Origin of the sequence: Shewanella sp. SR43-8, assembly GCF_014163775.1 — a bacterium.
Lineage (GTDB): Bacteria > Pseudomonadota > Gammaproteobacteria > Enterobacterales > Shewanellaceae > Shewanella > Shewanella vesiculosa.
Genome location: NZ_JACJDX010000014.1, coordinates 64,622 through 86,013 on the forward strand (window position 1 = coordinate 64,622; position 21,392 = coordinate 86,013).

Annotated in this window: 20 protein-coding genes; 8 read left to right on the top strand and 12 right to left on the bottom strand. The window is 40.5% G+C overall.

Annotated elements, in window-relative coordinates; genetic code table 11:
• Nucleotides 1-22 precede the first annotated feature (22 nt).
• Both H5114_RS17310 and H5114_RS17315 read right to left on the bottom strand, forming a co-directional pair.
• On the bottom strand, nucleotides 23-3,082 hold the full coding sequence (locus H5114_RS17310; RefSeq protein WP_182696825.1) for a putative Ig domain-containing protein: 3,060 nt from the start codon (nucleotides 3,080-3,082) through the stop codon (nucleotides 23-25).
• Nucleotides 3,083-3,742: 660 nt separating this feature from the next.
• Nucleotides 3,743-4,231: a MarR family winged helix-turn-helix transcriptional regulator gene (locus H5114_RS17315; protein ID WP_124015226.1), complete on the bottom strand. Its 489-nt coding sequence runs from the start codon at nucleotides 4,229-4,231 to the stop codon at nucleotides 3,743-3,745.
• Between the two features lie 144 nt (nucleotides 4,232-4,375).
• Here H5114_RS17315 and H5114_RS17320 point away from each other — a divergent pair, with 144 nt between their 5' ends.
• The gene (locus tag H5114_RS17320) at nucleotides 4,376-5,335 is read left to right on the top strand and encodes a DMT family transporter (protein WP_259395332.1); all 960 of its coding nucleotides are present in this window, start codon (nucleotides 4,376-4,378) and stop codon (nucleotides 5,333-5,335) included.
• A gap of 114 nt (nucleotides 5,336-5,449) precedes the next feature.
• Here the strand turns inward: H5114_RS17320 and H5114_RS17325 are convergent, their stop codons facing one another.
• From H5114_RS17325 to H5114_RS17335, 3 genes are all read right to left on the bottom strand, one after another.
• Nucleotides 5,450-5,971 (bottom strand): DUF1993 family protein, encoded by a 522-nt coding sequence (locus tag H5114_RS17325; protein ID WP_182723605.1) that lies wholly within the window; start codon nucleotides 5,969-5,971, stop codon nucleotides 5,450-5,452.
• Nucleotides 5,972-6,280: 309 nt separating this feature from the next.
• Nucleotides 6,281-6,796, bottom strand: a complete 516-nt coding sequence (locus tag H5114_RS17330; protein WP_124015228.1) for a hypothetical protein — start codon at nucleotides 6,794-6,796, stop codon at nucleotides 6,281-6,283.
• A gap of 111 nt (nucleotides 6,797-6,907) precedes the next feature.
• On the bottom strand, nucleotides 6,908-7,294 hold the full coding sequence (locus H5114_RS17335; RefSeq protein WP_182723606.1) for a carboxymuconolactone decarboxylase family protein: 387 nt from the start codon (nucleotides 7,292-7,294) through the stop codon (nucleotides 6,908-6,910).
• A gap of 307 nt (nucleotides 7,295-7,601) precedes the next feature.
• Between H5114_RS17335 and H5114_RS17340 the strand changes: the two genes are divergently transcribed.
• Nucleotides 7,602-8,216, top strand: a complete 615-nt coding sequence (locus tag H5114_RS17340) for an excalibur calcium-binding domain-containing protein (RefSeq protein ID WP_182723607.1) — start codon at nucleotides 7,602-7,604, stop codon at nucleotides 8,214-8,216.
• Nucleotides 8,217-8,377: 161 nt separating this feature from the next.
• On the opposite strand, the gene H5114_RS17345 is transcribed toward H5114_RS17340, so the two are convergent.
• Nucleotides 8,378-9,385, bottom strand: a complete 1,008-nt coding sequence (locus H5114_RS17345) for an AraC family transcriptional regulator (protein ID WP_182723608.1) — start codon at nucleotides 9,383-9,385, stop codon at nucleotides 8,378-8,380.
• 176 nt (nucleotides 9,386-9,561) lie between these two features.
• On the opposite strand from H5114_RS17345, the gene H5114_RS17350 reads away from it, so the two are divergent.
• The 5 genes from H5114_RS17350 to H5114_RS17370 all read left to right on the top strand — a co-directional run bounded on the left by H5114_RS17350 (nucleotide 9,562) and on the right by H5114_RS17370 (nucleotide 14,689).
• Nucleotides 9,562-11,028, top strand: coding sequence for an NAD(P)/FAD-dependent oxidoreductase (locus H5114_RS17350; RefSeq protein ID WP_182723609.1), 1,467 nt, complete (start codon nucleotides 9,562-9,564; stop codon nucleotides 11,026-11,028).
• Between the two features lie 76 nt (nucleotides 11,029-11,104).
• Nucleotides 11,105-11,875 (top strand): SDR family oxidoreductase, encoded by a 771-nt coding sequence (locus tag H5114_RS17355; RefSeq protein ID WP_182723610.1) that lies wholly within the window; start codon nucleotides 11,105-11,107, stop codon nucleotides 11,873-11,875.
• Nucleotides 11,876-11,919: 44 nt separating this feature from the next.
• On the top strand, nucleotides 11,920-12,972 hold the full coding sequence (locus H5114_RS17360) for an alpha/beta hydrolase (protein ID WP_182723611.1): 1,053 nt from the start codon (nucleotides 11,920-11,922) through the stop codon (nucleotides 12,970-12,972).
• A gap of 194 nt (nucleotides 12,973-13,166) precedes the next feature.
• Nucleotides 13,167-13,445 (top strand): DNA polymerase III subunit epsilon, encoded by a 279-nt coding sequence (locus H5114_RS17365; RefSeq protein WP_124015235.1) that lies wholly within the window; start codon nucleotides 13,167-13,169, stop codon nucleotides 13,443-13,445.
• A gap of 362 nt (nucleotides 13,446-13,807) precedes the next feature.
• Nucleotides 13,808-14,689 (top strand): hypothetical protein, encoded by an 882-nt coding sequence (locus H5114_RS17370; RefSeq protein ID WP_182723612.1) that lies wholly within the window; start codon nucleotides 13,808-13,810, stop codon nucleotides 14,687-14,689.
• Between the two features lie 141 nt (nucleotides 14,690-14,830).
• On the opposite strand, the gene H5114_RS17375 is transcribed toward H5114_RS17370, so the two are convergent.
• The 4 genes from H5114_RS17375 to H5114_RS17390 form a co-directional block, all read right to left on the bottom strand.
• Nucleotides 14,831-15,583: a class I SAM-dependent methyltransferase gene (locus H5114_RS17375; RefSeq protein WP_182723613.1), complete on the bottom strand. Its 753-nt coding sequence runs from the start codon at nucleotides 15,581-15,583 to the stop codon at nucleotides 14,831-14,833.
• 241 nt (nucleotides 15,584-15,824) lie between these two features.
• Nucleotides 15,825-16,229 (bottom strand): hypothetical protein, encoded by a 405-nt coding sequence (locus H5114_RS17380; protein ID WP_182723614.1) that lies wholly within the window; start codon nucleotides 16,227-16,229, stop codon nucleotides 15,825-15,827.
• Nucleotides 16,230-16,536: 307 nt separating this feature from the next.
• On the bottom strand, nucleotides 16,537-17,910 hold the full coding sequence (locus H5114_RS17385; protein ID WP_182723615.1) for a malectin domain-containing carbohydrate-binding protein: 1,374 nt from the start codon (nucleotides 17,908-17,910) through the stop codon (nucleotides 16,537-16,539).
• Between the two features lie 254 nt (nucleotides 17,911-18,164).
• Nucleotides 18,165-18,590, bottom strand: a complete 426-nt coding sequence (locus H5114_RS17390) for a hypothetical protein (protein ID WP_182723616.1) — start codon at nucleotides 18,588-18,590, stop codon at nucleotides 18,165-18,167.
• A gap of 432 nt (nucleotides 18,591-19,022) precedes the next feature.
• Here H5114_RS17390 and H5114_RS17395 point away from each other — a divergent pair, with 432 nt between their 5' ends.
• Nucleotides 19,023-19,511, top strand: coding sequence for a TIGR00645 family protein (locus H5114_RS17395; protein ID WP_124015240.1), 489 nt, complete (start codon nucleotides 19,023-19,025; stop codon nucleotides 19,509-19,511).
• Nucleotides 19,512-19,556: 45 nt separating this feature from the next.
• Here the strand turns inward: H5114_RS17395 and H5114_RS17400 are convergent, their stop codons facing one another.
• A complete protein-coding gene (locus tag H5114_RS17400) occupies nucleotides 19,557-20,222 on the bottom strand; it encodes a hypothetical protein (RefSeq protein WP_182723617.1) in 666 nt (221 codons plus the stop codon).
• 53 nt (nucleotides 20,223-20,275) lie between these two features.
• The gene (locus H5114_RS17405; RefSeq protein ID WP_182723618.1) at nucleotides 20,276-21,163 is read right to left on the bottom strand and encodes a hypothetical protein; all 888 of its coding nucleotides are present in this window, start codon (nucleotides 21,161-21,163) and stop codon (nucleotides 20,276-20,278) included.
• Nucleotides 21,164-21,392 lie beyond the last annotated feature (229 nt).

Here is a 21,392-nt window from a genome sequence, read left to right on the forward strand (position 1 = left end):
GTAAAATTATTGATAAAAGTACTTAATAAAATTTCCGACGTAGTGCTAAAGGTAAAAGTAATAACGCAATATACCCCAAACTACCGCCACCAGAATCCCCATCTGTTACATTAATGACAAGTATCGCATTACTGCTTAGCCCCATTGAATCCGTCGCTGTCACCAAAGCGGTCATCTTACCGCTTGTAGTAGTACTTCCCGTTACATTGCCTTCCGGACTGATACTAATCCCAACAGGTAACCCTTCAGCAGTGAAACTCATAATATGGCCATCAGCATCGGTAAATGAACTCGCAACATCTAGAATAACTGCTTCAGCAGTCTTGATAGAAAGAGGACTCAAGCTGATGGACTTAGGTGCCGAATTGACTTGAACTATGGCAGACAAAGATGCCTTAGCCCCAAGACTATCTGTCACTGTCGCCAGCACCTTGTGTTCGCCGGCAGCGATCAATTTCCCATAAACCAAACCATAGGGATTAACCTCAAGCTCGGAGCCATCATCTTTAGCAAAAGTGAAGCTCTGCCCTTCAGGATCGGTAACTGAACCAGCGAGATCCAAAACAATATTTTCGCCAGGATTAACCCAGTACTTATCGATGGTCCCTATAAGAGGCGCAGTGTTAGCATAGAAAGGCACTAATATTGTCAATGTCATATCCCTGCTGTCAGTCACCAAGATATTTAAATCACCTGAGTCACTACTTTTGGTTTCAAGGGTAAGCAGACCCGTCTCACTCAACATTGCATCAGCGGGAAGACTAGTAGGGCTATAAGTAAGTACATCATCACTATCAGCGTCAAAAACAAAATCGGCGATATTCAGCTCAACCTTTTCTCCCTCGTTTGCCAATACAGGCATTATAGCGGCCTTCAATACTGGACTTGAGGAGAAGTCGGCAATCATAAATCCAACGGCTGAGTCGCCCGCTTGTGCACCAAAAATAGCTTTCTGCTTCAAGCCATCGGCATAAAATACGTTATAGTTCTGAAAATATGATATTCCATAATCGCTGGCTGGAGTAGTTGCAAGTAACTTCCAACTACCGCTCTCTCTGTCCACCGCATATGTATAAAGAGCATAATAATCGGTACTTACCACATAGTCCTGTGAGACAAACACCAAATTATGGTTATTAATGCCTGAAATAAAAGAAACCGACATAAATGACAAGCTAAAATCAGTATTAACCTTATAACTGCTTATCGCGTCACGACTAACGAAATAGATGTTGCCCTCATTTGCCAATACCGATGACTCAGTAGGAACTGAACCAGAAAGGTCAATGACTTCTTCTACATCAACATCCTTATTAGCGAGGTCTAAATCGATCCAGTAAAGTTTCGATGCACTTCTGTCCCACACATACGGCTTGCCACCAACAAAGCCTACCTGACGATAATAGCTATTCCCTAAAAGAGAGGTATCAAGTACATCAATCAAGGTAGCATTGTTATCCGCATCAATACTAACGAAGATATAATTGTTATCTTCGTTACTGAATATTGCTAAATTATTAGCTTTGTTAAATACGGCATTATCTGTGTAATATAATGGATTACCTGATGATATAAGAGACTTAAGTCCACCTGAAACAGTTCCATCGACAGCCACTTTCAATGCTATATACTTATTATTTTCCCAATAGTTGTTATCGGAAAAGTTACGTCCCGCGATGAATATCTCATCACCATGAACAGATAGGCTCTGAATATCAGGCGTAACATTCTGCCCAATACCAAACTGGGTCCAATTTGCAGAAAATAACGATGTCTTTGCCGCTGGATCAGCACTAATCGACGTAATACCATCTGCATCTATGACAACTATAATCCCCAACGACTCAATAAACACATTACGGCTATAGCCATTGGCCAAGTGAGGTAAATTTTGCTGGCCATCTTTTATGCTACTTACTTTGCTGTAATCATAAAAATTATCAGCAGATGCATAGAGCTCAACTTTCTCATTGTTTAGTCTCCAGCCAAGTTTATCTCCTCGACTAAGAGAACTAAGTAACACATTTGTTGCCACCGTTTTATCCAACGTAAAAGAGGGTGATACACCATCGTTGAAGTTATAAAGCTTGCCTGTATTACTAGTTCTTTGAACTAACAATTTACTACCAACCAGAGAAAGTGATGCTGAAGAAATATATGAATTTGTATTGAAAGCAATGTATGAATTAGCATTATACTTGAGTGTCAATGTCTCTCCTGCCACATCTAGACGATATACCGTAATTTCATTATTGTCTGAAGTAAATATATTACCTGTAGACTGGTCATACAATATATTTGAAATTGATTGATAACTGCTATTCCGTGAGACTCGAGAAATTTCCGCAACGGTATTGTCAATAGGATTTAATTGATAAGCAACGAGAGGATCTGTCGAATTGTAATCTCGGCCTTCACCAGATAGTAATAAAATATTATTACTATCATCAAATTCAATATCATCTATCTGTGATGGAATATTATCGCTATCACCTAGTAATTTTACTGCAACAAGTTCGCCAGTGGCAGCGTCTCGTTTTGTTATCGAAACATACCGTTCATATTGGTTTCTGATAAATAGATAATTACCACTTTCTGATATTTCAATAACATCATTATTTGTAATAGTTTGTCCATTTAGCGCACTATAGCTGAACTGCTCAACCCAATATTTTGTATCGACATCGAACTTCATTACAGTCAATTGATAAGATGAGTCAATTATAGATATTACATACAAAAACTTGCCATCAGGGCTCAACGTAATATTAATACCGTAGTAATTATCATCAGTAACCAGAGCTTGCTTACCATAATAACTAATAGTGTTATCACTATTTGCCAAGAAGTTATGAATATATTTTGATTCTGTTCCAACCGCAATCCTGCCAGCAGAATAAACTTTATTGATATTATGAATACGGCCTTCTTCAACCAAACCAATATTAGAAACAGATATGCTATGCTGCATTTTATCTTTAATAACATTTGTTTGCGCTTCGTCAAAGACAACGCCATAAGATTTTATTGATACAAGAAGACCGAACATTGCCAGCCAAGCACTAGATTTAGTTTTAAACATTTATAACATCCATTTATTTTTAATAACTACCAGCAATGCTGCCACTGGCATTGCTTAGAGACAAAATCATTACCGACTTTTCAACTATAAATACAAGCCGACACAATGTTCGTCATAATTAATACGTTTGTCTAAATAAAAGACTCAGCATTATGCAATAATGTAGAGGAAAAATACAGATACAGAAACAAGAATGCAACATAAATAACTGCGGTTCATTAACTTATGAGTTTATTGGTAAACGACTCATTCATTAACCTCTAGCTGTTGGTTATATTTACATAACCTTTGTATATATCTAAAACCTATAAAGCCAATGAACAGAATAGCTAACAATCATCAACGGCTTTTTAAAATGTAAAGTGGCTAAAGCGCAATACAGCATTTCAGAATGCACTGACAAAAAATACCAGCATCTTAAGAAGCTGACTGTTTAACCCAAATTAGGGTTAAGGGGTGGGATAAATAAGCTAAAATCAGAATATTTGACCAATTTCATATCAAAATTGCTATTTGTTTTGCTAACAAGGCATCTCCAAATATTAATAACTGTATTAATAGCGGATCGATGACAAGTCAATACAACGAAGTTAGCAGCACAAAGGGCTGTGTGATAATCGTTTATTCTCCCAATCTGGGGTTATCTGATCACAGCCGCTATTAATTGCCCTCAAAGCCAGCTAACCAAGTTTTGAGTAATTGGTTGAGCTCGGGCAGTTCAGAATCTGAAAGGTTTGCGACCAACTGATGTTGAATGCGGACATGTGCCTCAATCGCTTCATCTATAGTGGCAAGTCCTTTTTCAGTCAAAGCTACGGATACGCTACGCCTGTCTTCAGTGCTGTGTACACGTGCAATTAAATCTTTAGATTCTAGTTTATCTAAGCGATTTGTCATCGCGCCAGAGGTTAACATCATAGATGACAAAAGCACTGAAGGGGTTAAGGTATAAGGCAGGCCTGCACGTCGTAATGTAGCCAGTACATCAAATTCCCCCATGGTCAGGCCAAACAATTTATGACAAGTGGATATTTCAGCTTCAATGTGTTTTTGTAAACGCAAAAAACGCCCAAGTATTGCCATTGGTGCAGTATCTAAATGCGGCTTCTGTTCACCCCACTGCGCCACAACTCTATCGATATCCTCCATTTAACACCCTTAATCTTAACGATTGATCACTTATAAAATACTTAACATAAAGATACTTCATAAAAAGATACTTTACAAAGATAACTTAGCAGTCCAGAATTGACACTTATCTTTATATGAAGATATTTAATGCTAAGGTAGTTTATGAATATTTTACTCGCCATGATCCCAGCCTTTTTTTGGGGTACCACTTATGCGATGACCCAGCTCACTTTACCTGACTGGCCAGCGTTATTACTCGGTGCTCTGCGTGCATTGCCTGCTGGACTCATTTTATTGGCAATCAAACCGACTAAGCCCCAACAAGCCGACTGGTCTATTTTGATAAAACTCGGTGCGATTAATATTGCGGTGTTTTTCAGTTTAATATTTATTATGGCACTAACACTTCCGTCGGCCATCTCTGGTATAGGGATGATTTCAGTACCCGTTTTCGCGATGCTATTTCATTGGGTAAGCAGTAAAAAACGCCCTAATCTGCCGCAAGCCTTTTGTGGCGCGATCTTAATTGCTCTAGCGTGGATGCTATTTGACCCCAGCACTATTAGTTTAAATCCTATTGGGTTAATGGCGATGCTGGCGGCTATTAGCTGTATTATTATCGGCAGCACGATCACTAAAGCACTGGGATCACGCATTCATTGGTGGACCATACTCACCTGGCAGCTCATTATCGGCGGAGCATTATTATTGGTTGCCGCAGGCATTCAGGCACTATTTTCACCTGAACAATACCTCAATGTGATCAAGCAATTTAGTCTGACTAATGGCTTCGGCATAAGCTGGATAATATTACTCAACACTGTACTCGGTTACAGTATGTATGTGTGGTTATTGCAACGTATGTCGGTTGTCGACTTCACTTTTGGCGGCATAGCCAACCCAATAGCAGGTATTGCCTGTGGTTTTGTGTTAATGGGTGAATCATACACACCACATCAATATTTATTGATGTGTGGCATGATTTTAGCCTCTATTGCGCCAACCTTAATTCAGTTGCTACGCCAAAAAATTACCGCATCAAATGCAAGTAAACAATTGATTATTGAGCAGAGTAATAGCGAATTAAATCATCTGAGTAAAACAAAAATGCCCAAAAGCTAACGTAAAAATCAAGTCAATACATGGCTTAGACAGTGGGCTTCTGGGCGCAGCAATTAAAGGATACAAACGCTACATTAGTTTATGTATCCCCAATAGCCGATAACGAGTAATTTGCTAAATAACTGGGACTTTATAAGGCATATCACCTAAGTAGTCTTTTTTACCCACTTCAACACCGTTGTGGCGCAATATTGCGTAGGCCGTAGTGACATGAAAATAGAGATTAGGAATGGCATGTTCAATAGCAAATTCATAGCCTGTTAGATATTTACCTGCCCAGCGAGGTTGTGACACATGGATAGTGGCAGCGTGAACGAAGTCGGCTTCGCTAAAACCATTAATATACTCAATGACTGAAGCAATGCGTTGACGCAACTCTTCAAGCGTCGTTTCAGTATCATCATGCTTAGGCATAGTCTCTAAATTACCGGTTAATCTGGCAACACCAACTTTAGCCGTGTCACAGGCTATCTGAATCTGGCGAGTAAGATTAAATTGATCTGCCGCTAAGCGAGAGTTCAGCAATACTGCCATATCGACCTTTTTAAAGGCGGCAAATACCTCGGCCTTATCAAGAATATTATTTAAGTTATTCAGCATTTTGCTGAATTGCACTACAGTCAAATCGTACAGCATGGCAAAGTCCTCAATTGAGAGCTGCAAACTTAGCAGCGCTTAGATAATTAGTGATAACCGATAAGATTACAACCCAGTCGAAGATATTTAGGCCTCATAGCCTCATTTAACGCTGACCAGAGACTTTTATGAGCAAAACTCTAACGATACAAACTCAATAAAGCATTTAACAAATCATCACGGCCATCATATTGTTGATATATATCAGGTCATATTTTATCAAGATGTCACTTACTGGCCTCAAATATGGCAGTAAAGAGGCTGATATAATTGATATCTCGATCGATTTATACACTACCTTTTGCGCGATTAAAGCAAGGCTCTTAACTGATTAAGTGCATCAACAGAGAAGCCTTGGTCATAAAAGTAAATCACTTTACCTTGGCCATCTAATAGCACCACTCGCGCATTGTTTGGTTTTTCATTACCGGTAAATGCTTGTACTTTTTCACCATCTTTATAGACAGTAACAACGCCTTTCCAAAGTGGCTTAGGGATGCCTGCACGCATACCACTGTCTATAAAGGTGCTGAACATTCTAGGAAACAATCCCTGTATGGTTGGCACTTCAAATACCGATACTTGCGTTTCGGTCATGTCTAAGCCAATTAACCAGCGATCAATATCAAACTGTGAATCTTGTTTATAACCGATCAGTAATAGCGCAGTTTCACCTTTTAAATCATCAGGCAAGGTCATAGATTGCCCTTCAAGATTTTGGCCTGACACCGATGGAAAAGTTTGCCCAGTAATGGCCTGATTTGGATAACTCGTGCTGCAAGCGCTGAGCAGTAATAAGCTTGCAATAATCATTAAATAACGCATTTTAAGTCCTTTTGGATAAGTATTAGATCCTGTTATACGTAACAATCTAAAAAAAGATTAGTGCTTTTACACACAATCATTTGGGCTAAAAAGTTAATAGATAACTCAGTGCTAACTATTTTCTATAACCCATTCCTCTATCGCTTCTTTTGCAGCCCGAAAGGCTTCAATTCCCGCTGGCATGCCGCAATAGACTGTTGAATGCAGTAATACCTCCTGAATTTCAGTAATGGAACACCCATTACGTAATGCCCCTCTAACATGACCTTTTAATTCAGTTGGAGCTTTTAAAGCCGCCAGTGTGGCAATAGTGATAAGACTGCGAGTTTGCTTAGAAATAGCATCACGAACCCAGACTTCTCCCCAACAATTTGCGGTCACTAAGTCTTGCAGTGGCTGGGTAAAATCAGTGACATTGCTGAGCGCTTTATCGACATAAGCATCCCCCATCACCTTGCGACGTACCTCAAGTCCTTTCTGGTATTGCTCATCATTCATCAGTGGCACCCTCTATTGTTGCGTTGGTCAATTCATTAAAAATAATACCGTCTATATACACGTTAAACTTAATCTTAAATAACACCACGTTTTTGTTGTAGCAAGTTGATACATTGCCCAATGTCGATATCAATTCATTTTTCCCTGAGTAGGTAAACATATCGACTATGTTTTATCGACCGCTCACAAAGTCCAATCAAATAACTGGCTAAAACACTGTGATTGTAGGTATTATGTTACTGATTTAAAAGCATGATTCTAAAGCATGAATTTTATTAACTGAATGACCATCAAGGAAAGAATTGCCATGGAAAGAGGCACGCTAGTTCGTTGGAATACCGAAAAAGGCTTTGGTTTTATCAAGCCAGAAACCGGTGATAATCAAGATGTCTTTATTCACATTTCAACCTTAAAACACATGGCCAGAAAGCCCATTGTTGGCGATGAGATCCTATTTCATCGTGAGAACCAGCCCGACGGTAAAGTCAAAGCCGTAAAAGCCAGTATAGAAGGCGTCGCGGTGGTGTCCAACAGCATTCGTCCAGCGTCTCACACCAGTCAACATCATCAAAAAAGCCCATCTCATCATGACGACAACTACCGCTCAAGCCCAGTAGTTGGCCGCGTAATCATGCTTATTATCCTGCTTGGGGTTGGTATTTTCGGTTATAAACAATATCAAAAAATGACCGCTACGCCAGTGCTGACCAATGAAGATGTTGAGCAGATGCAGTGGACACCAACCGTATCAAAACCAAGCTCAATCAATCTACAACCACAGTTCAGATGCGAAGCTGGTAAAACCCACTGCAGCCAAATGCGCTCATGTGCAGAAGCAACCTTTTATATCCGTAACTGCCCAGGTACACAAATGGACGGAAATAACGATGGAGTTCCATGTGAAAGGCAGTTCTGTAATTAAACATGAGGTGATGCAGTCATAGAAAGCAGGTTCTGGCTAACAGCCACTTGTTCTAGGTTCTAGGTTCTAAGTTCTAGGTAAGAGTCTTTAGATTTGAGGTCTAAAGCCTAAGGTCTAAGGCTTGAGATTCTAGCTAGCCTTTAGCTATGAAGAACAGCTGGCTATCGCTGTTTTGTTGCCTGCTTGCGATACTGGCTTGGGGTAATGTTTTTGCAGCACTTAAAGCTGTGGCTAAAATTAGCCCCATCACTAAAACCAAGTCGCTCAGCAATTTCATCAAGTTGCATCGGCTTTAGCAGCAGTTCCTCAGCGATGCCAAAACGCACATCATCACGTACTTGGCGCCAACTGGTTTGTTCTAGTTTGAGTTGACGATGTAAAGTGCGAGTTGTACGGGCTAAATGCTGGGCGATGTCTTCCATTGATGCTGTTAAGCCTAAGTGCACTAAGGTATCTTTAACCAACTTGGCGACAGGTTTCCAGTTTTGTTTTTGTTGCAGTAACTGGCTGCATTGCGCTTCACATAATCTGGCGGTGGCTTCATTGGCTTTTACCAAGGGCAAATCCAATAGCGGGGCTAGTCCAGAAAAGCCATTATAATTGGCATTAAATTGAATTTCAGCTCCGAGTTTTTGCTTTATATCTTCTAGGCACAAGCCTACAGGCTGAGGCGACATAAACTGCAATTTTATCGGTAAGCCGTTACGTTCAAATACTTCTCGTTGGATCATCGCCGCACCCAACATGTCTCTGACTAATACGAGCTCACCTAACTTACCTGCAATGTCGCACGAGAACCTTAAGGATAAATCGTCGTTAAGCTCAGTTAATGTTATCTGAGAAAAAACATAGGTTAAATCTAGATACCGCAAGCCAAATTCAATCGCCTTTCTCGCAGTACTGCTGGCCAACAGGGCATACCCCATAATGCCATAACTGGTCAGGTGATAACGGCAGCCTAATTCCATTCCTACTTTAACTGGGCATTGAGTAGTAAGCATTAGGTTATTTAACACCTGTAACTCTTGCTTATCTTCAATCAGCCGCTCATGGTCAGCTAATTGAGCACTGGTTAAACCCGACCCTTGCAGTAAAACATTCTCATCAATACCCAGCTCAATGCCATGGGCAACGATAATCTGCACACTGGTAATACTGCGAAATGTCATAATTGATGGCCGTAATGTCTTAAAATCACAAATATACGTCTATTTAGACGCTAGATCAATCAAGCCCAATTTCCTATGCTGGACAGATAACATCATTGGTTAACAATCTTTGAATGATCGTATAGCGAAATAGCCATTCAAAGTCATAATTAAAAATAACAATCATTGAGGTCCGCATGACCCAAGTTAAACGAAACCCTGCGGTGGTGATCATTGGTGCAGGTATGACGGGCATTTTAATGGCCATCAAACTGCGTCAAGCTGGTATTACAGACATTGTAGTGCTGGAGAAAAAAGGCTCTGTGGGCGGAACGTGGCGCGAAAATACCTATCCAGGTGCGGCCTGTGATGTACCCGCTCACATGTATACCTATTCATTTGAACCCAATCCAAATTGGAGCCGATTTTTCGCCCATGGACCAGAGATTAAACAATATTTTGAACATGTGGCAGATAAGTATGAGGTTAAACGAGACATACACTTTAACGAAGCGGTTACCGATGCACACTATGCCAATGGCAAATGGACAGTAAAAACCAGCCAACAGCAAACCTATATCGCTGATTTTATTGTGTGTGCCACAGGCATTTTGCACCACCCGCAATTTCCAGACATTCCTGGTTTAGCTGATTTTAAAGGCACCACATTTCATACCGCCCAATGGAACCACGACGTCGATATATCAGCCTCAACTCGGGTTGGGGTAATCGGTACTGGGTCAACCGCGGCACAAGCCATTCCTGAATTGATTAATACTGGTGCTAAGGTCTCGGTTTTTCAGCGCACACCACAATGGTTAATGCACTTACCCGATTTTACCTTTTCAAAAACCTGCCGCAAACTGATGGCTCGCTTTCCCATCATTACAAAAATTCATCGCAATACTGGTAAGTTTTTTCTAGAACATTTTTTTACCAAAGCGGTAACTGGACACTTTATCCAAAAACATGTGTTAAATTTTTTGTGTAAAGCCAACTTAAGATTAAGCATTAAAGACCAAACTTTACGCGAAAAGCTGCGACCTCATTATCAAGTAGGCTGCAAACGGGTCATTATCAACACCACTTTTTATAAAGCCATTCAAAAACCCAATGCTGAGTTAATAACAGAGGCCATTGAACGCATAACTGCAACAGGCATTATCACTAAAGACGGTACACACCATGACCTCGATGTATTGGTGCTGTCGACAGGGTTTAATGCATTTAATTTTATGCGCCCAATGAATCTAATTGGCCGCAATAATTTGCACATTGATAAGGCGTGGGCTCATAAAATTAAAGCATATCGGTCAATGTTACTCAGCGACTACCCTAACTTCTTTTTAATGCTCGGCCCCAACACCCCCATTGGTAACTTTTCGGTTATCGCCATGAGCGAGGTTCAAACTGACTACGTGATTAAATTGATCGATAAATGGCGTGAGCATCAATTTGATGAGTTTGAAGCCAAACAACAAGCCATTGACGATTTTAATGCCTACGTAAAAGAAGGGTTAAAGGGCACTAGCTGGGTTGGAGGATGCCAAAGCTGGTATTTAGATGCCGATGGCGACCCCATTTTATGGCCCTACACTTGGCAGCGCTGGGTTGATGAAATGAAACAGCCGCAGATGGAACACCTTAATACCCGATCATTTTAGTTGGCTAAGCCACCTTTTCACTTGTACTGATTCACCGATACAGATTCACTCGCACTAAAAATAACCAGGTTTTATCATGAATAACAACACGATATTTATTACCGGCGCGGCTTCAGGGATTGGCTTAGCCGCTGCTCGGCACTTTCATAAAAAGGGCTATTGGGTCGGTATGGGCGACATCAATTTAGCGCAATTAACACAAGCCACCGAAATATGGGATAGAACTCGAATACGCTTGTTTCAGCTGGATGTCACTGATGTTTCACAAGTACAACACGCTATGGCTAAATTTTGTGCGGAACATAATCATTGCTTGGCGGTATTACTTAACAATGCCGGCATATTGGAAATTGGTCCATTTGAAGACATCTCTATAGAACATCATCAGCGTACATTAAGTGTCAATGTCATCGGGGTCATGAATCTGTGTCATGCTGCATGGCCATATCTAAAAAATACTGGCACGAGTACTATTATCAATATGTCATCAGCCAGTAGCGATTATGGCGTACCAGAATTAGCCAGCTATTCGGCGAGTAAGTTTGCCGTAAAAGCGCTTACCGAGGCGCTGGAACTTGAGTGGCAAAAGTACGGCATAAGAGTATGTGATGTCATGCCGCCTTTTGTGGCAACCAATATGCTTAAGGCACAGAAACACACCGCCAAAGTCATGCAACGACTCGGTGTGAACATTACTGCTGAACACGTAGTCGCTGTGATTGATAAACAAGTGAAACACCCTAAAACCCATAGAACGGTCAGTGTTTTTTATGGCTTATTGCATCGATTAAGTAACGTATCACCTACGTTTATCAATCGCTTGGTGATGAAGTGGTTAAGTCGATAAACATGTGGTTCTAATCAGTTCACAATAATAAAAAGGCCATAGAAATGGATAACCTTAATCAACCAACATCATCACTAAACGAACCGCTACAAGGCAAACCACTGCAAGCATCCCAGCTTGAAGCTAAACAATTAATGGTCGCCAAGTGGTTATCATTAGCGCCGTTATACAAATTGCCAGTAACATTATTCAGGTATGTATTTCTAGCGATGGACCGAGTACTTGGGCTGACTAAAATTGAAATGGATAAGATTGTCGAGTTAGTCATTCCAGTGAGCACGAATCATCGCGGCGATGCCACAGACACAGCTGATAACCTGCACATCAATAACACCATCAAGCTACGCATTTACTATCCTAGTGCCAACAAGTCTCAAAAAACCTTAGTGTACTTTCATGGTGGCGGCGGCGTTATTGGCAGTATTAACACCCACGATCACTTTTGCCGCTACCTGGCTAAACACGGCAAGATGAACATCATATCTGTTGGCTATCGACTGGCCCCAGAACATAAATTTCCAATCCCGATTTGTGATGCCATCGAGGCGTGGAACTATATCAATGACAATCATCAACAACTGAATATCAATCCACAATATATCGGTGTGGGTGGTGATAGCGCAGGCGGATATCTGGCTTGTATTATCGGCTTAAATTCATTGCAAACGTCACTACCAGTACAGGCAAAAGTAACTCCTGCATTTCAGTTTTTGATCTACCCAATGGTCGACTTGCAAGGTTTGACCGAGTCTTATCGCCGTTTCAATAAGCAGTTAATACTCACCCGCGATCTGATGGATTATTTCAGGCTGCATTATTTGAATTATCTCGACGAAGTCACCCTGCCATTAGTGAGCCCACTACAGGCAAAAGACATCAGCGAATCGCCAAAAAGCTACATATTAACCCTAGGTTACGATCCATTAAGAGACGACGGCATTGCATATGCTCAGCGCCTAAAAGCAGCAGGCATCAATACACAACACCAGCATTATGACGATTGCATGCATGGCTTTATTTCAATCACAAAACTCAGTGCGCGCGCTAAGCAAGCGACTCATGATATCGCGATGGCTTTAAACAGCTTTAATGATTGAACGTTACAGGTAACAGATAGCTGAACCGCCTCTAGAAGCCATCAACAGATGATAAAGTTTACTCAGACGCCATGTATTACAGGCTAACAAGCCAACTTATGCTAAAATGCGCCGATCAGCTTTATGAATGTGCATCTCATTTATTTGACTGAGCGTAGTGAAGCCTACCGTGATTAACTAATGAGGATACACCAATGAGTAAGTTAAATGCCGAAGAGCGCAAAGCTCGAGATAACGATCGTTTTTCAAAACGAGTGGATGAACGCAGAGTAAAAGGCGAAGATGTCGTTGCGTATGCACTTGCCAATGAAAAAGCGTTTAAGTTTCTAACCAAAGATGAGAAACACAGCCTTAAACAAAGACAAGCGGCACTAGTAGAAGAAGTCAGCATTAAAAAACAGCAACAAACTGAGCTTAAAAACCAGCAAGAATTAGACAAGGTTCAAGCAGAATTTACTGATACCGCACAGTAATCCCTCATCAACAGCCATTGTTACTGATGATGGCTGGCCATATTCAAATACCTATTTTTATACACTTAAGCCAATATAAATAGGTACTTGAAACTGGTGAAGTTTGCTAGCGAACAGCCTTATAACCATAAAACACTACAGCACTTAATCCGCAACTCACTTCAATAAGCATTTTACATAAAACAAATCTTGTTAACTAAACAACAATTTGCTTATCTTGAACCAGTTTAAAAAATATCCCCTTCTTTATCCATTCCAAATCATTGTTAAAAAGCTTAATCTGTCCACTTATTAACTCTGACCGACAGCTCTCGTTGTTTGCTTTATTATAGTTTTACTATAGATAAATAAGGATTTTGTAGATGAAATGGATGTTGTTTAAGCTTTGTATCGCGCTACTCGCGTGTGGATTATCTACAGATGTTTTCGCAAGCGTTAAGACATTGGTTTGTAACAATTGCTCAGAATTATCTATGGGTCAAACCGCCCTAAAAGGGGCTGTAGAGTTTACGCTGCCTTACATCATAGTAGTTGATATTAAAAATAAGGCCGCTCAAAAATATCGAGTTGAGCAAAATCGCCATGCAACACCTATTGTACATCCCATCGACATGTCGACGATTGAACAACGCGAAGTGAATTCACTTTATTCGTATACAGATGAATTAGTCAGTATCATCAAAAAAGCTGAACGGAAAAATCAATTACAACTGGCTAGGATTCAGTCCACCTCAATCGCTAAAACAACTACAGCTGATGCTGAAAAGCACCTTGTTTATGCTGGTCATATTGACGGCAATGGCAGTATTTATGACTTCCTGCGGACAAGTTATTTGCGTAATGATCTTTATGATGTTTATTTCAAAGAGTATATTCCAGCATTAAAATCAGCAAGTTCCATGATATTAAAGGCAATACAAATCCCTAGTATGAATGATTTGGGAGTGTTCTTAACGATTGATCTCAATTCAACTGAGGAACTTAATCAGCCACAGAATAGCTTCTTGAATGTATCGCTTAATATTGTCACCAGTTCGTTTGTGATTCACGGGGGCCGAGATGGATTTAACAACTCAATACCCATGACGAGCAAATCTGCGACAGGTGTTTTTCATTTTGCTGACATGGATGAAAAAGATAAGTTTGAAGCGTACATCCGAACACTTGCTAGTAGTGATTGCGCCTTTATTATGTCTGAAAAGCAGCTTGATGATAAATACATTTATCAGTATATCTGTCACTAAAATATCTATTTAGCTTCAAGGTTATGCTCAAAATGACCGGGCGAAAACCACAGGGTTCTCGTCCATCAAATAGCAATATCATGGCATAAAAATCTGCATTCCGGCTCACTAGCAATAGCGAATGACCGCTAAAAACCTTAGCTACACAATCTCACGCTTCGTACACACAAACAAGGCGTTGCCTGAAGCTAAATCCCACGGGATGATTTTGTCGTAATCGTGTTCAAATATTTGCACATCGAAGTACGGGCTTAACAAGGCTTCGAGTTCAGTAAAACTGGTGGCGACCATCGCATGGGAATCTTGCCATTGCTGAGTCTTATCAGCATCAGTTTTGGCAATACTGACATTAAGCGACTGCATTTCACCCTCCCCCAGATAATGCCAGCAAGATTCAAACACAAACTGGCTGCCCGCAAACTCGGCGCTGTGGCGCACTGACGCCTTGTTATTGATTTTATGTTTATCAACTGTGTTGAAACAAAACAGGCCACCAGTATTTAATGCTTTATACACACTCGCAATGCAGGCTTTAAGCGCCTCGGTACCTGGTGAGTAATGAATGGAGTACAAAAAACAGGTGATCAAATCGAGTTTTTGGTCAACATAAAACTCAGTCATATTTTGCAAACTAAACTGCGCTTCAGGACAACGACGCATCGCAATATCGAGCATAGGTTGATTGATATCCAGACCACTGCTTTGAAACCCTAAATCGATAAAATGCCTTACATGCGGCCCAGTGCCACAGGCTAAATCTAAATGCTGTTTACCGCTGTTACCCAAAAACTCATGCAAGCGCACTATGCTATTGCTTTGCTGCTGATAGTTAATGTCACAGCACATTAAATCGTAATAACCGGACAAATCGGTATAAAGGGCATTGGTAGACATATAAAGGGATCGGCGACATAGGCAAATTTAAGGTGGCGCATCATATATCAAATCGCACGATTGAGAAATAAGGAATGAGAAATCACTAACGACTATTCTCTAATGGCTAACAACAAAGTAAATCGTCGCTCAGCAAGATAAGCCCAAATGCTAAAAGCCCCCCGACCTCCTTCTATGCGAGGCTTTTTTAGCGTTTGACTTAACCGCTCAATTAATCACTGATAACAATGACGTTAAATGACTAACGTACCCACAGCATGAGCTCATTCGCACCTATCACCGCAGCTTGTCTTTTAATTAGGACTCCTGCTGGATCAAAGAGTAATAGCTCATTAGGTCTCGCTCGGTATTTAGCGATGAACGCCTCTCCCTCAGGAGTCGCCTCTCTGGCAAGCAGAAAAAACACGTTATCACCAAGATGAGAGCGAGCTTCATTCATCTGTTCAGTCTGGGTGGTACTCGACACAAGATTAGGATTATAAACAAAGACTACCGCAGGCTTACCCGTACCGATTTGCTCGTGAGTACCTTTAAAACCCTTGGGCATCAGCATGAGCAAGAGTCCAAGCAGCAAAGCTATGGATGCAATGACACTTATCGCAACCCAAGGTATTTTACGAGCTGCGTGTAAATTATGTTTATCCATAACGATAAGTCCTTCTTTTAAAGTTAAAATACATCACTAAGTAACAAGTGTAATCAACCAACCTGAGGCCTAGATTAAAAATGGCTGCAATAATCAGCAGATTATTTAAATGGCTATAACGTTTACATTGACGGATCTCTTCTTAAAGATGAAGGTATCTATTATTCGATGTGCCTATTAATCACTTCGCTCAATTTTATCGCTAGTCTTTATCTAACACTTTTTCGATGTGCCTATCTAATTGCATTGAATTAATGCCACTTTATCTGTTGAGGTTTTGCTAAAGAGCACTCAAAATATCAATCGGTTAGAGTTCAGGTTGGTGACTTTTTTGATACAAACGTACGTAATCAATTAACATTTTTTTCGGCCAGATATCGTCGGCCACCCCTTTAATACCACCCCATCCACCGCCTACGGCAATATTAAGAATGATATGAAACGGTTTATCAAACGGCCATGATTGCCAGCCTTGGTGATCATTGATATACGAAAAATATAGAGTGTCATCGATAAACACATCTATGCGCTCTGGGCTCCATTCCATCGCATACAGATGAAAGTTATGGGTAACATCCGGCTCATAAAGCGCGCCTTTGCGTTGCTTAAAGTTTTTCCAGAAAAAGGCTTTATTGTGCATAGTAGAATGTATTCGCCCCTCGTCAAAACCAACGTGCTCCAAAATGTCTATCTCGCCAGAATTGGGCCAGCTATTACACAGTTTTTGCTCATCGGTAGGATCTTCACAGGGTTCGGCATAAGCATCAAAATCACTTGGCATCATCCAAATCGCTGGCCAAGTGCCTAAGCCGTCAGGCAGTTTAGCCCTCACTTCCACTCGCCCATAAAGTAAATCGCCTTTACCGGCTGAAGTAATGCGCGCCGACGAGTATTCATCACCTTGAAAGAAATCACGTCGCGCTTCAATGATCAAATTTCCGCCTTGTTGACGCACGTTTTCGCTGCGATCAGTATAGCGTTGCAGTTCTTCATTAACGCGTTTGGGTGCCCACAGCTCATAGTTCCACTTAGTCTCATCGACTCGGCCATCCTGATTAAACTCATCTTGCCAAAGCAGTTGCCAGCCTTTATCTACTTGATAAGGTTTACGAACCACAATGGCACTAATGCTGGCGTTGCCGGTTGCGGCTTTGAAATCAATATTCAATTGACCATCTGCAAGCTCAACATTTGGCACACTGATGTCATAGGAGGTCATATTACGGCCGTCGCGATCGTTAACGACATCAATAACAGGAATACGCTGCTGGCCCTCAATCCATACCGAGAACTGTCTTTTGCCTTCCTGAGTCCATTGGTCTTCGGCAAAGCGTAACGTCACACTATAAGTACCATTCGCTAGTGGCTGCTGGTAAGCAATAGTTTCACCCTGGCGAGAAGACAAATACAAGTTTGGATCTTGAGTGCCAAGTATCGTCCCCTTGGCGATAACAACATTACTCGCATCGCCACTGGCCATTTTTATAGCGTCAGCCTGATATTGAATCCCGTCTGAAGAAAGATAGGCATCGCCGCCACTATTAATAGCCCAGACTATTTGGTCCGAAGGATTAGCTTGATGATGTTGAGTTTGAGCTTCAGGTATTTTGAACGTGTGGTGGCTGCAGGCAGCTAACAGAAGAGAGGTGCTGGCGACCAGCAGCATTTTGCGATATTCCATTATGTTATTCCATAAATACGTCAGCGAATACCGATGATAAACGCAACACCTTATGTAAACAATATGTAACCGGCTGCACTTGAACGGAGAGCATAAGCAAAATATCCGAGCCGAATTACAGGTCATTAATGAGAAAACATTAAATGGAGCAATTAAATATTTAGGAGTAAAACAGAATAAATGAGGATGGCGCAATACCGTTTACGCTTGCCGATTACACTCTGTCAAATACGTCAGGCTCTAACACCAGTAAATTATTTCTGCGTTTCCTTTTGTATTTTAAGTAAGGAAATGAGCTGTGTATTAAGCATAGTAATTTGATGATCTAACACTTTTCGCTGCAATTCAGCTTCTTCTGAATTGTCACCAATCAACTCTCGACGTTGCGCTTGTAACTCTTTAATATCTTCTTTTAACTGATCAATTTTCTTTTCTATTTCAGTGCGCGTATCGACTTGCTTTGCCTGCGGTGATGTTGCACCACGAGCATTATTACGCATTGTAGAACTTAATTCAGAAGACAGCTTTTTTTGCGCCTCATTTGAAATAGACACCTTATCTGTCGCTTCAACTTGAGTGTTCAATGTCCCCTGTGGTGCAATAGTAGACCGTAATCTAACTGACACTTTTTGCAGGTTCTCTGTCACCGAAGTCGTTGATTTTACGCCTAAAATATTCAATGGTTGCTCCTTGCATAGCAGGCTAATATTTATATCGACTTTGATGCTAAAACCTTTAGAAAACAGGGGAAAAGACGGATTTAGTTAACGGCAACTATACTGATTAATCAATTGATTTTATTCGCTTTAGCTAAATCAACAGGGGTGTATAAATACAAAAAACCGTTATCGACATCGAATAACTCACATTGCCCATATCAAGCACTGATACGGTTTGCGGCCAAAAAGTGACGTCCCCCTAGGCTCACCCCCACAAAAACCTAACGTCTACAGACATTATGAAATACACTATGCATCGCGCAAAGTGTATAGATGACACCTCAACATGCTTGCCACACTATGCAAGCACAGCTAAAGTTCATCATGTTATTGTTTTACCATGAGTGGTTCGATTGATTTCTAGCGTATTTTATCTGAAGGGTTAAATTTTTTATGGAAAAAGTGTTTGAAAGATTGATGTATGCATCGCGCTGGATCATGGCGCCTATTTATTTAGGATTAAGCTTAGTCTTACTCGCCTTAGGCATAAAGTTCTTTCAAGAGATCTTTCACATCATACCCATTATTTTCACCATCGCAGAAGTTGACTTGGTGTTGATCACCCTGTCACTCATCGACATCACCTTAGTCGGAGGCCTGCTCATTATGGTGATGTTTTCAGGTTATGAAAACTTCGTATCACAGCTTGATGTGGGCGAAAACAGTGAAAAGCTCAGCTGGCTAGGCAAGATGGATTCAGGTTCACTTAAAAACAAAGTGGCCGCCTCTATTGTGGCGATTTCATCGATTCACCTACTCAAAGTATTCATGAATGCCGAAAACATCGAAAACGACAAGATCATGTGGTATCTACTCATCCACATCACCTTTGTGTTATCGGCCTTCGCCATGGGATATCTGGATAAGATTACCCGCAAGTAATTACAGAATTTAAAATAAGCCCCTATAAAATGGGGGCTGGTTTTACTACCACTGCTTTAACAAGGTAAAAGGTGCTTCTGAAGATAGACGCGTAAGAATGAAGTAATCTACTGAATGGTAGCTCCCACCTTCGACGGTATTACTGGTGCTCAAAAGCATATCCTCAATACCGTCACCATTATAGTCACCTTTAGCTCTTATATTAAGCCTTTGCGATCCTCCAGAATTATCAACAAAAATTGCGCTAGTTTCATCGATGGCTTCCACCTTCACGATATGACTCATTTCATCCCAATTTGTGGCTACAACCAGACGACGCTCATCATCCTTCGAGATAATTAAAGCTAATTGCGGCGGAACACGTTTGGCAAAGTTTTTGTCCAAATTAACAACACCAAGGTAGCTTTGATGTGATGGTTTAAACAGGGATAATTCTTGCCATGACTTACATATTTTATAATCTATTATAACGGCCCCATAATCCGCAGACTGCGAAGCTTCATACCCTAAATCTATACTCGCAACTAAATCTGCGCAGGTATTAACCGTTAACTTCTTATGGTGATTATGTTTCAGCTCTGTTTCATAACCCCATATGTCTTTGTGTAAAAGTTTGAAGTCATCAGCATTGTGTATTTCCCTTGTTTGTTCGAGGAAAAACTCACCTGCATTTAATGGTAATAATGGTGCTATATTTCCAGTTGCACTCACACACCCAATCCCAAATACAACTACAGATCCTACTACTAACATTACTTTTATTATCATTTTGCATTACTCAATAAATTACGCACATAAAAATTACGATCTGTACTAAGCTGATGTCGATTAGATTCCAATGCCGCTTTTTTGAAATCACCAGCCTTGATATGTGTATTAAAATTAACAAATTTATTACTCAACCTTGTCAATCCAAGATTAAAAATCATATCAAATAATGCTAGCTTAACATCGTCAGGGTAAGCCGAGAACGTAGAGTATCCATAGAGACCTTTTAACTCTTTTTCAAAATTTACAATATGAGAGTCCCTAATTACATCAATATCTGTATTAAGAAGTTCCAACTTAGTAAATTTTTTGTAATAAGCAGCATTAGGTAGTTTCTGTGCGCCCTGAACTCTAACCCATTGTGCTTTTATGAGGTTAAACTCATCTTCAATCTGCTGAGCGGTTGCGGGCACACGCGTACTACTAACAACAAAAGGTACCTTTTGAGCAGCCTGAACATCTGTCATCATATGCCCAACACCTACAGTGACTTTACCAACAGTATCTAAATACATATGCGGTACACGCCCCTCATATTTCTCTAGATTTTTCTTCAAAATCACTTTGAGTGAGCCTGAAATAGGTAGCACTGCAGTCGCCAAATGTGCACTTAATTTTTCGTTAAACTTACGATGAGAGCGGCCGTTTGCATCGATTTTTCCGTCAGGACGAACCATGCCAACAGATTTACTTTGAAATATCTTAATCGCTGCGACTGTTTTTGAATGCTCTGGACGAGAACCCAATCTACCGTCCTCAACCAGTTTTCTTGTGGGTGGTATAAGTCCTAATAAATTATTTAGTGCTCCCTGCACGGCTTTCACATCATTTGGTGTATTTACACCGCCCACCCCTACAGATTGAGTGATTATTAACTTAGCCATTGTTACTCCTTGTAAATGTCTAAACGTTTTAATTAGCACTGACTTATAAAATTTGTAACTTATTAGTGCATCTAAACAAAATCTAGAAAATCTAGAAAATCTAGTAAATCTAGAAAATCTGTAGAAAGAATATACTTGAAATAGTAAACAGGTTAAATCATCAGAAATGATAGCTTTAAAATTAAAAACAATTACTTATGATAGTTTTAGAATAGATTCATTATTCGTC

What these genes read in the sequence shown, in the direction of transcription:
- H5114_RS17395 (WP_124015240.1), top strand. Translation starts at nt 19,023, where the DNA reads ATGGAAAAAGTGTTTGAAAGATTGATGTATGCATCGCGCTGGATCATG.
- H5114_RS17355 (WP_182723610.1), top strand. Translation starts at nt 11,105, where the DNA reads ATGAATAACAACACGATATTTATTACCGGCGCGGCTTCAGGGATTGGC.
- H5114_RS17315 (WP_124015226.1), bottom strand. Translation starts at nt 4,231, where the DNA reads ATGGAGGATATCGATAGAGTTGTGGCGCAGTGGGGTGAACAGAAGCCG.
- H5114_RS17405 (WP_182723618.1), bottom strand. Translation starts at nt 21,163, where the DNA reads ATGGCTAAGTTAATAATCACTCAATCTGTAGGGGTGGGCGGTGTAAAT.
- H5114_RS17310 (WP_182696825.1), bottom strand. Translation starts at nt 3,082, where the DNA reads ATGTTTAAAACTAAATCTAGTGCTTGGCTGGCAATGTTCGGTCTTCTT.
- H5114_RS17325 (WP_182723605.1), bottom strand. Translation starts at nt 5,971, where the DNA reads ATGCTGTACGATTTGACTGTAGTGCAATTCAGCAAAATGCTGAATAAC.
- H5114_RS17330 (WP_124015228.1), bottom strand. Translation starts at nt 6,796, where the DNA reads ATGCGTTATTTAATGATTATTGCAAGCTTATTACTGCTCAGCGCTTGC.
- H5114_RS17365 (WP_124015235.1), top strand. Translation starts at nt 13,167, where the DNA reads ATGAGTAAGTTAAATGCCGAAGAGCGCAAAGCTCGAGATAACGATCGT.
- H5114_RS17380 (WP_182723614.1), bottom strand. Translation starts at nt 16,229, where the DNA reads ATGGATAAACATAATTTACACGCAGCTCGTAAAATACCTTGGGTTGCG.
- H5114_RS17370 (WP_182723612.1), top strand. Translation starts at nt 13,808, where the DNA reads ATGAAATGGATGTTGTTTAAGCTTTGTATCGCGCTACTCGCGTGTGGA.
- H5114_RS17375 (WP_182723613.1), bottom strand. Translation starts at nt 15,583, where the DNA reads ATGTCTACCAATGCCCTTTATACCGATTTGTCCGGTTATTACGATTTA.
- H5114_RS17385 (WP_182723615.1), bottom strand. Translation starts at nt 17,910, where the DNA reads ATGGAATATCGCAAAATGCTGCTGGTCGCCAGCACCTCTCTTCTGTTA.
- H5114_RS17345 (WP_182723608.1), bottom strand. Translation starts at nt 9,385, where the DNA reads ATGACATTTCGCAGTATTACCAGTGTGCAGATTATCGTTGCCCATGGC.
- H5114_RS17335 (WP_182723606.1), bottom strand. Translation starts at nt 7,294, where the DNA reads ATGAATGATGAGCAATACCAGAAAGGACTTGAGGTACGTCGCAAGGTG.
- H5114_RS17360 (WP_182723611.1), top strand. Translation starts at nt 11,920, where the DNA reads ATGGATAACCTTAATCAACCAACATCATCACTAAACGAACCGCTACAA.
- H5114_RS17320 (WP_259395332.1), top strand. Translation starts at nt 4,376, where the DNA reads ATGAATATTTTACTCGCCATGATCCCAGCCTTTTTTTGGGGTACCACT.
- H5114_RS17350 (WP_182723609.1), top strand. Translation starts at nt 9,562, where the DNA reads ATGACCCAAGTTAAACGAAACCCTGCGGTGGTGATCATTGGTGCAGGT.
- H5114_RS17340 (WP_182723607.1), top strand. Translation starts at nt 7,602, where the DNA reads ATGGAAAGAGGCACGCTAGTTCGTTGGAATACCGAAAAAGGCTTTGGT.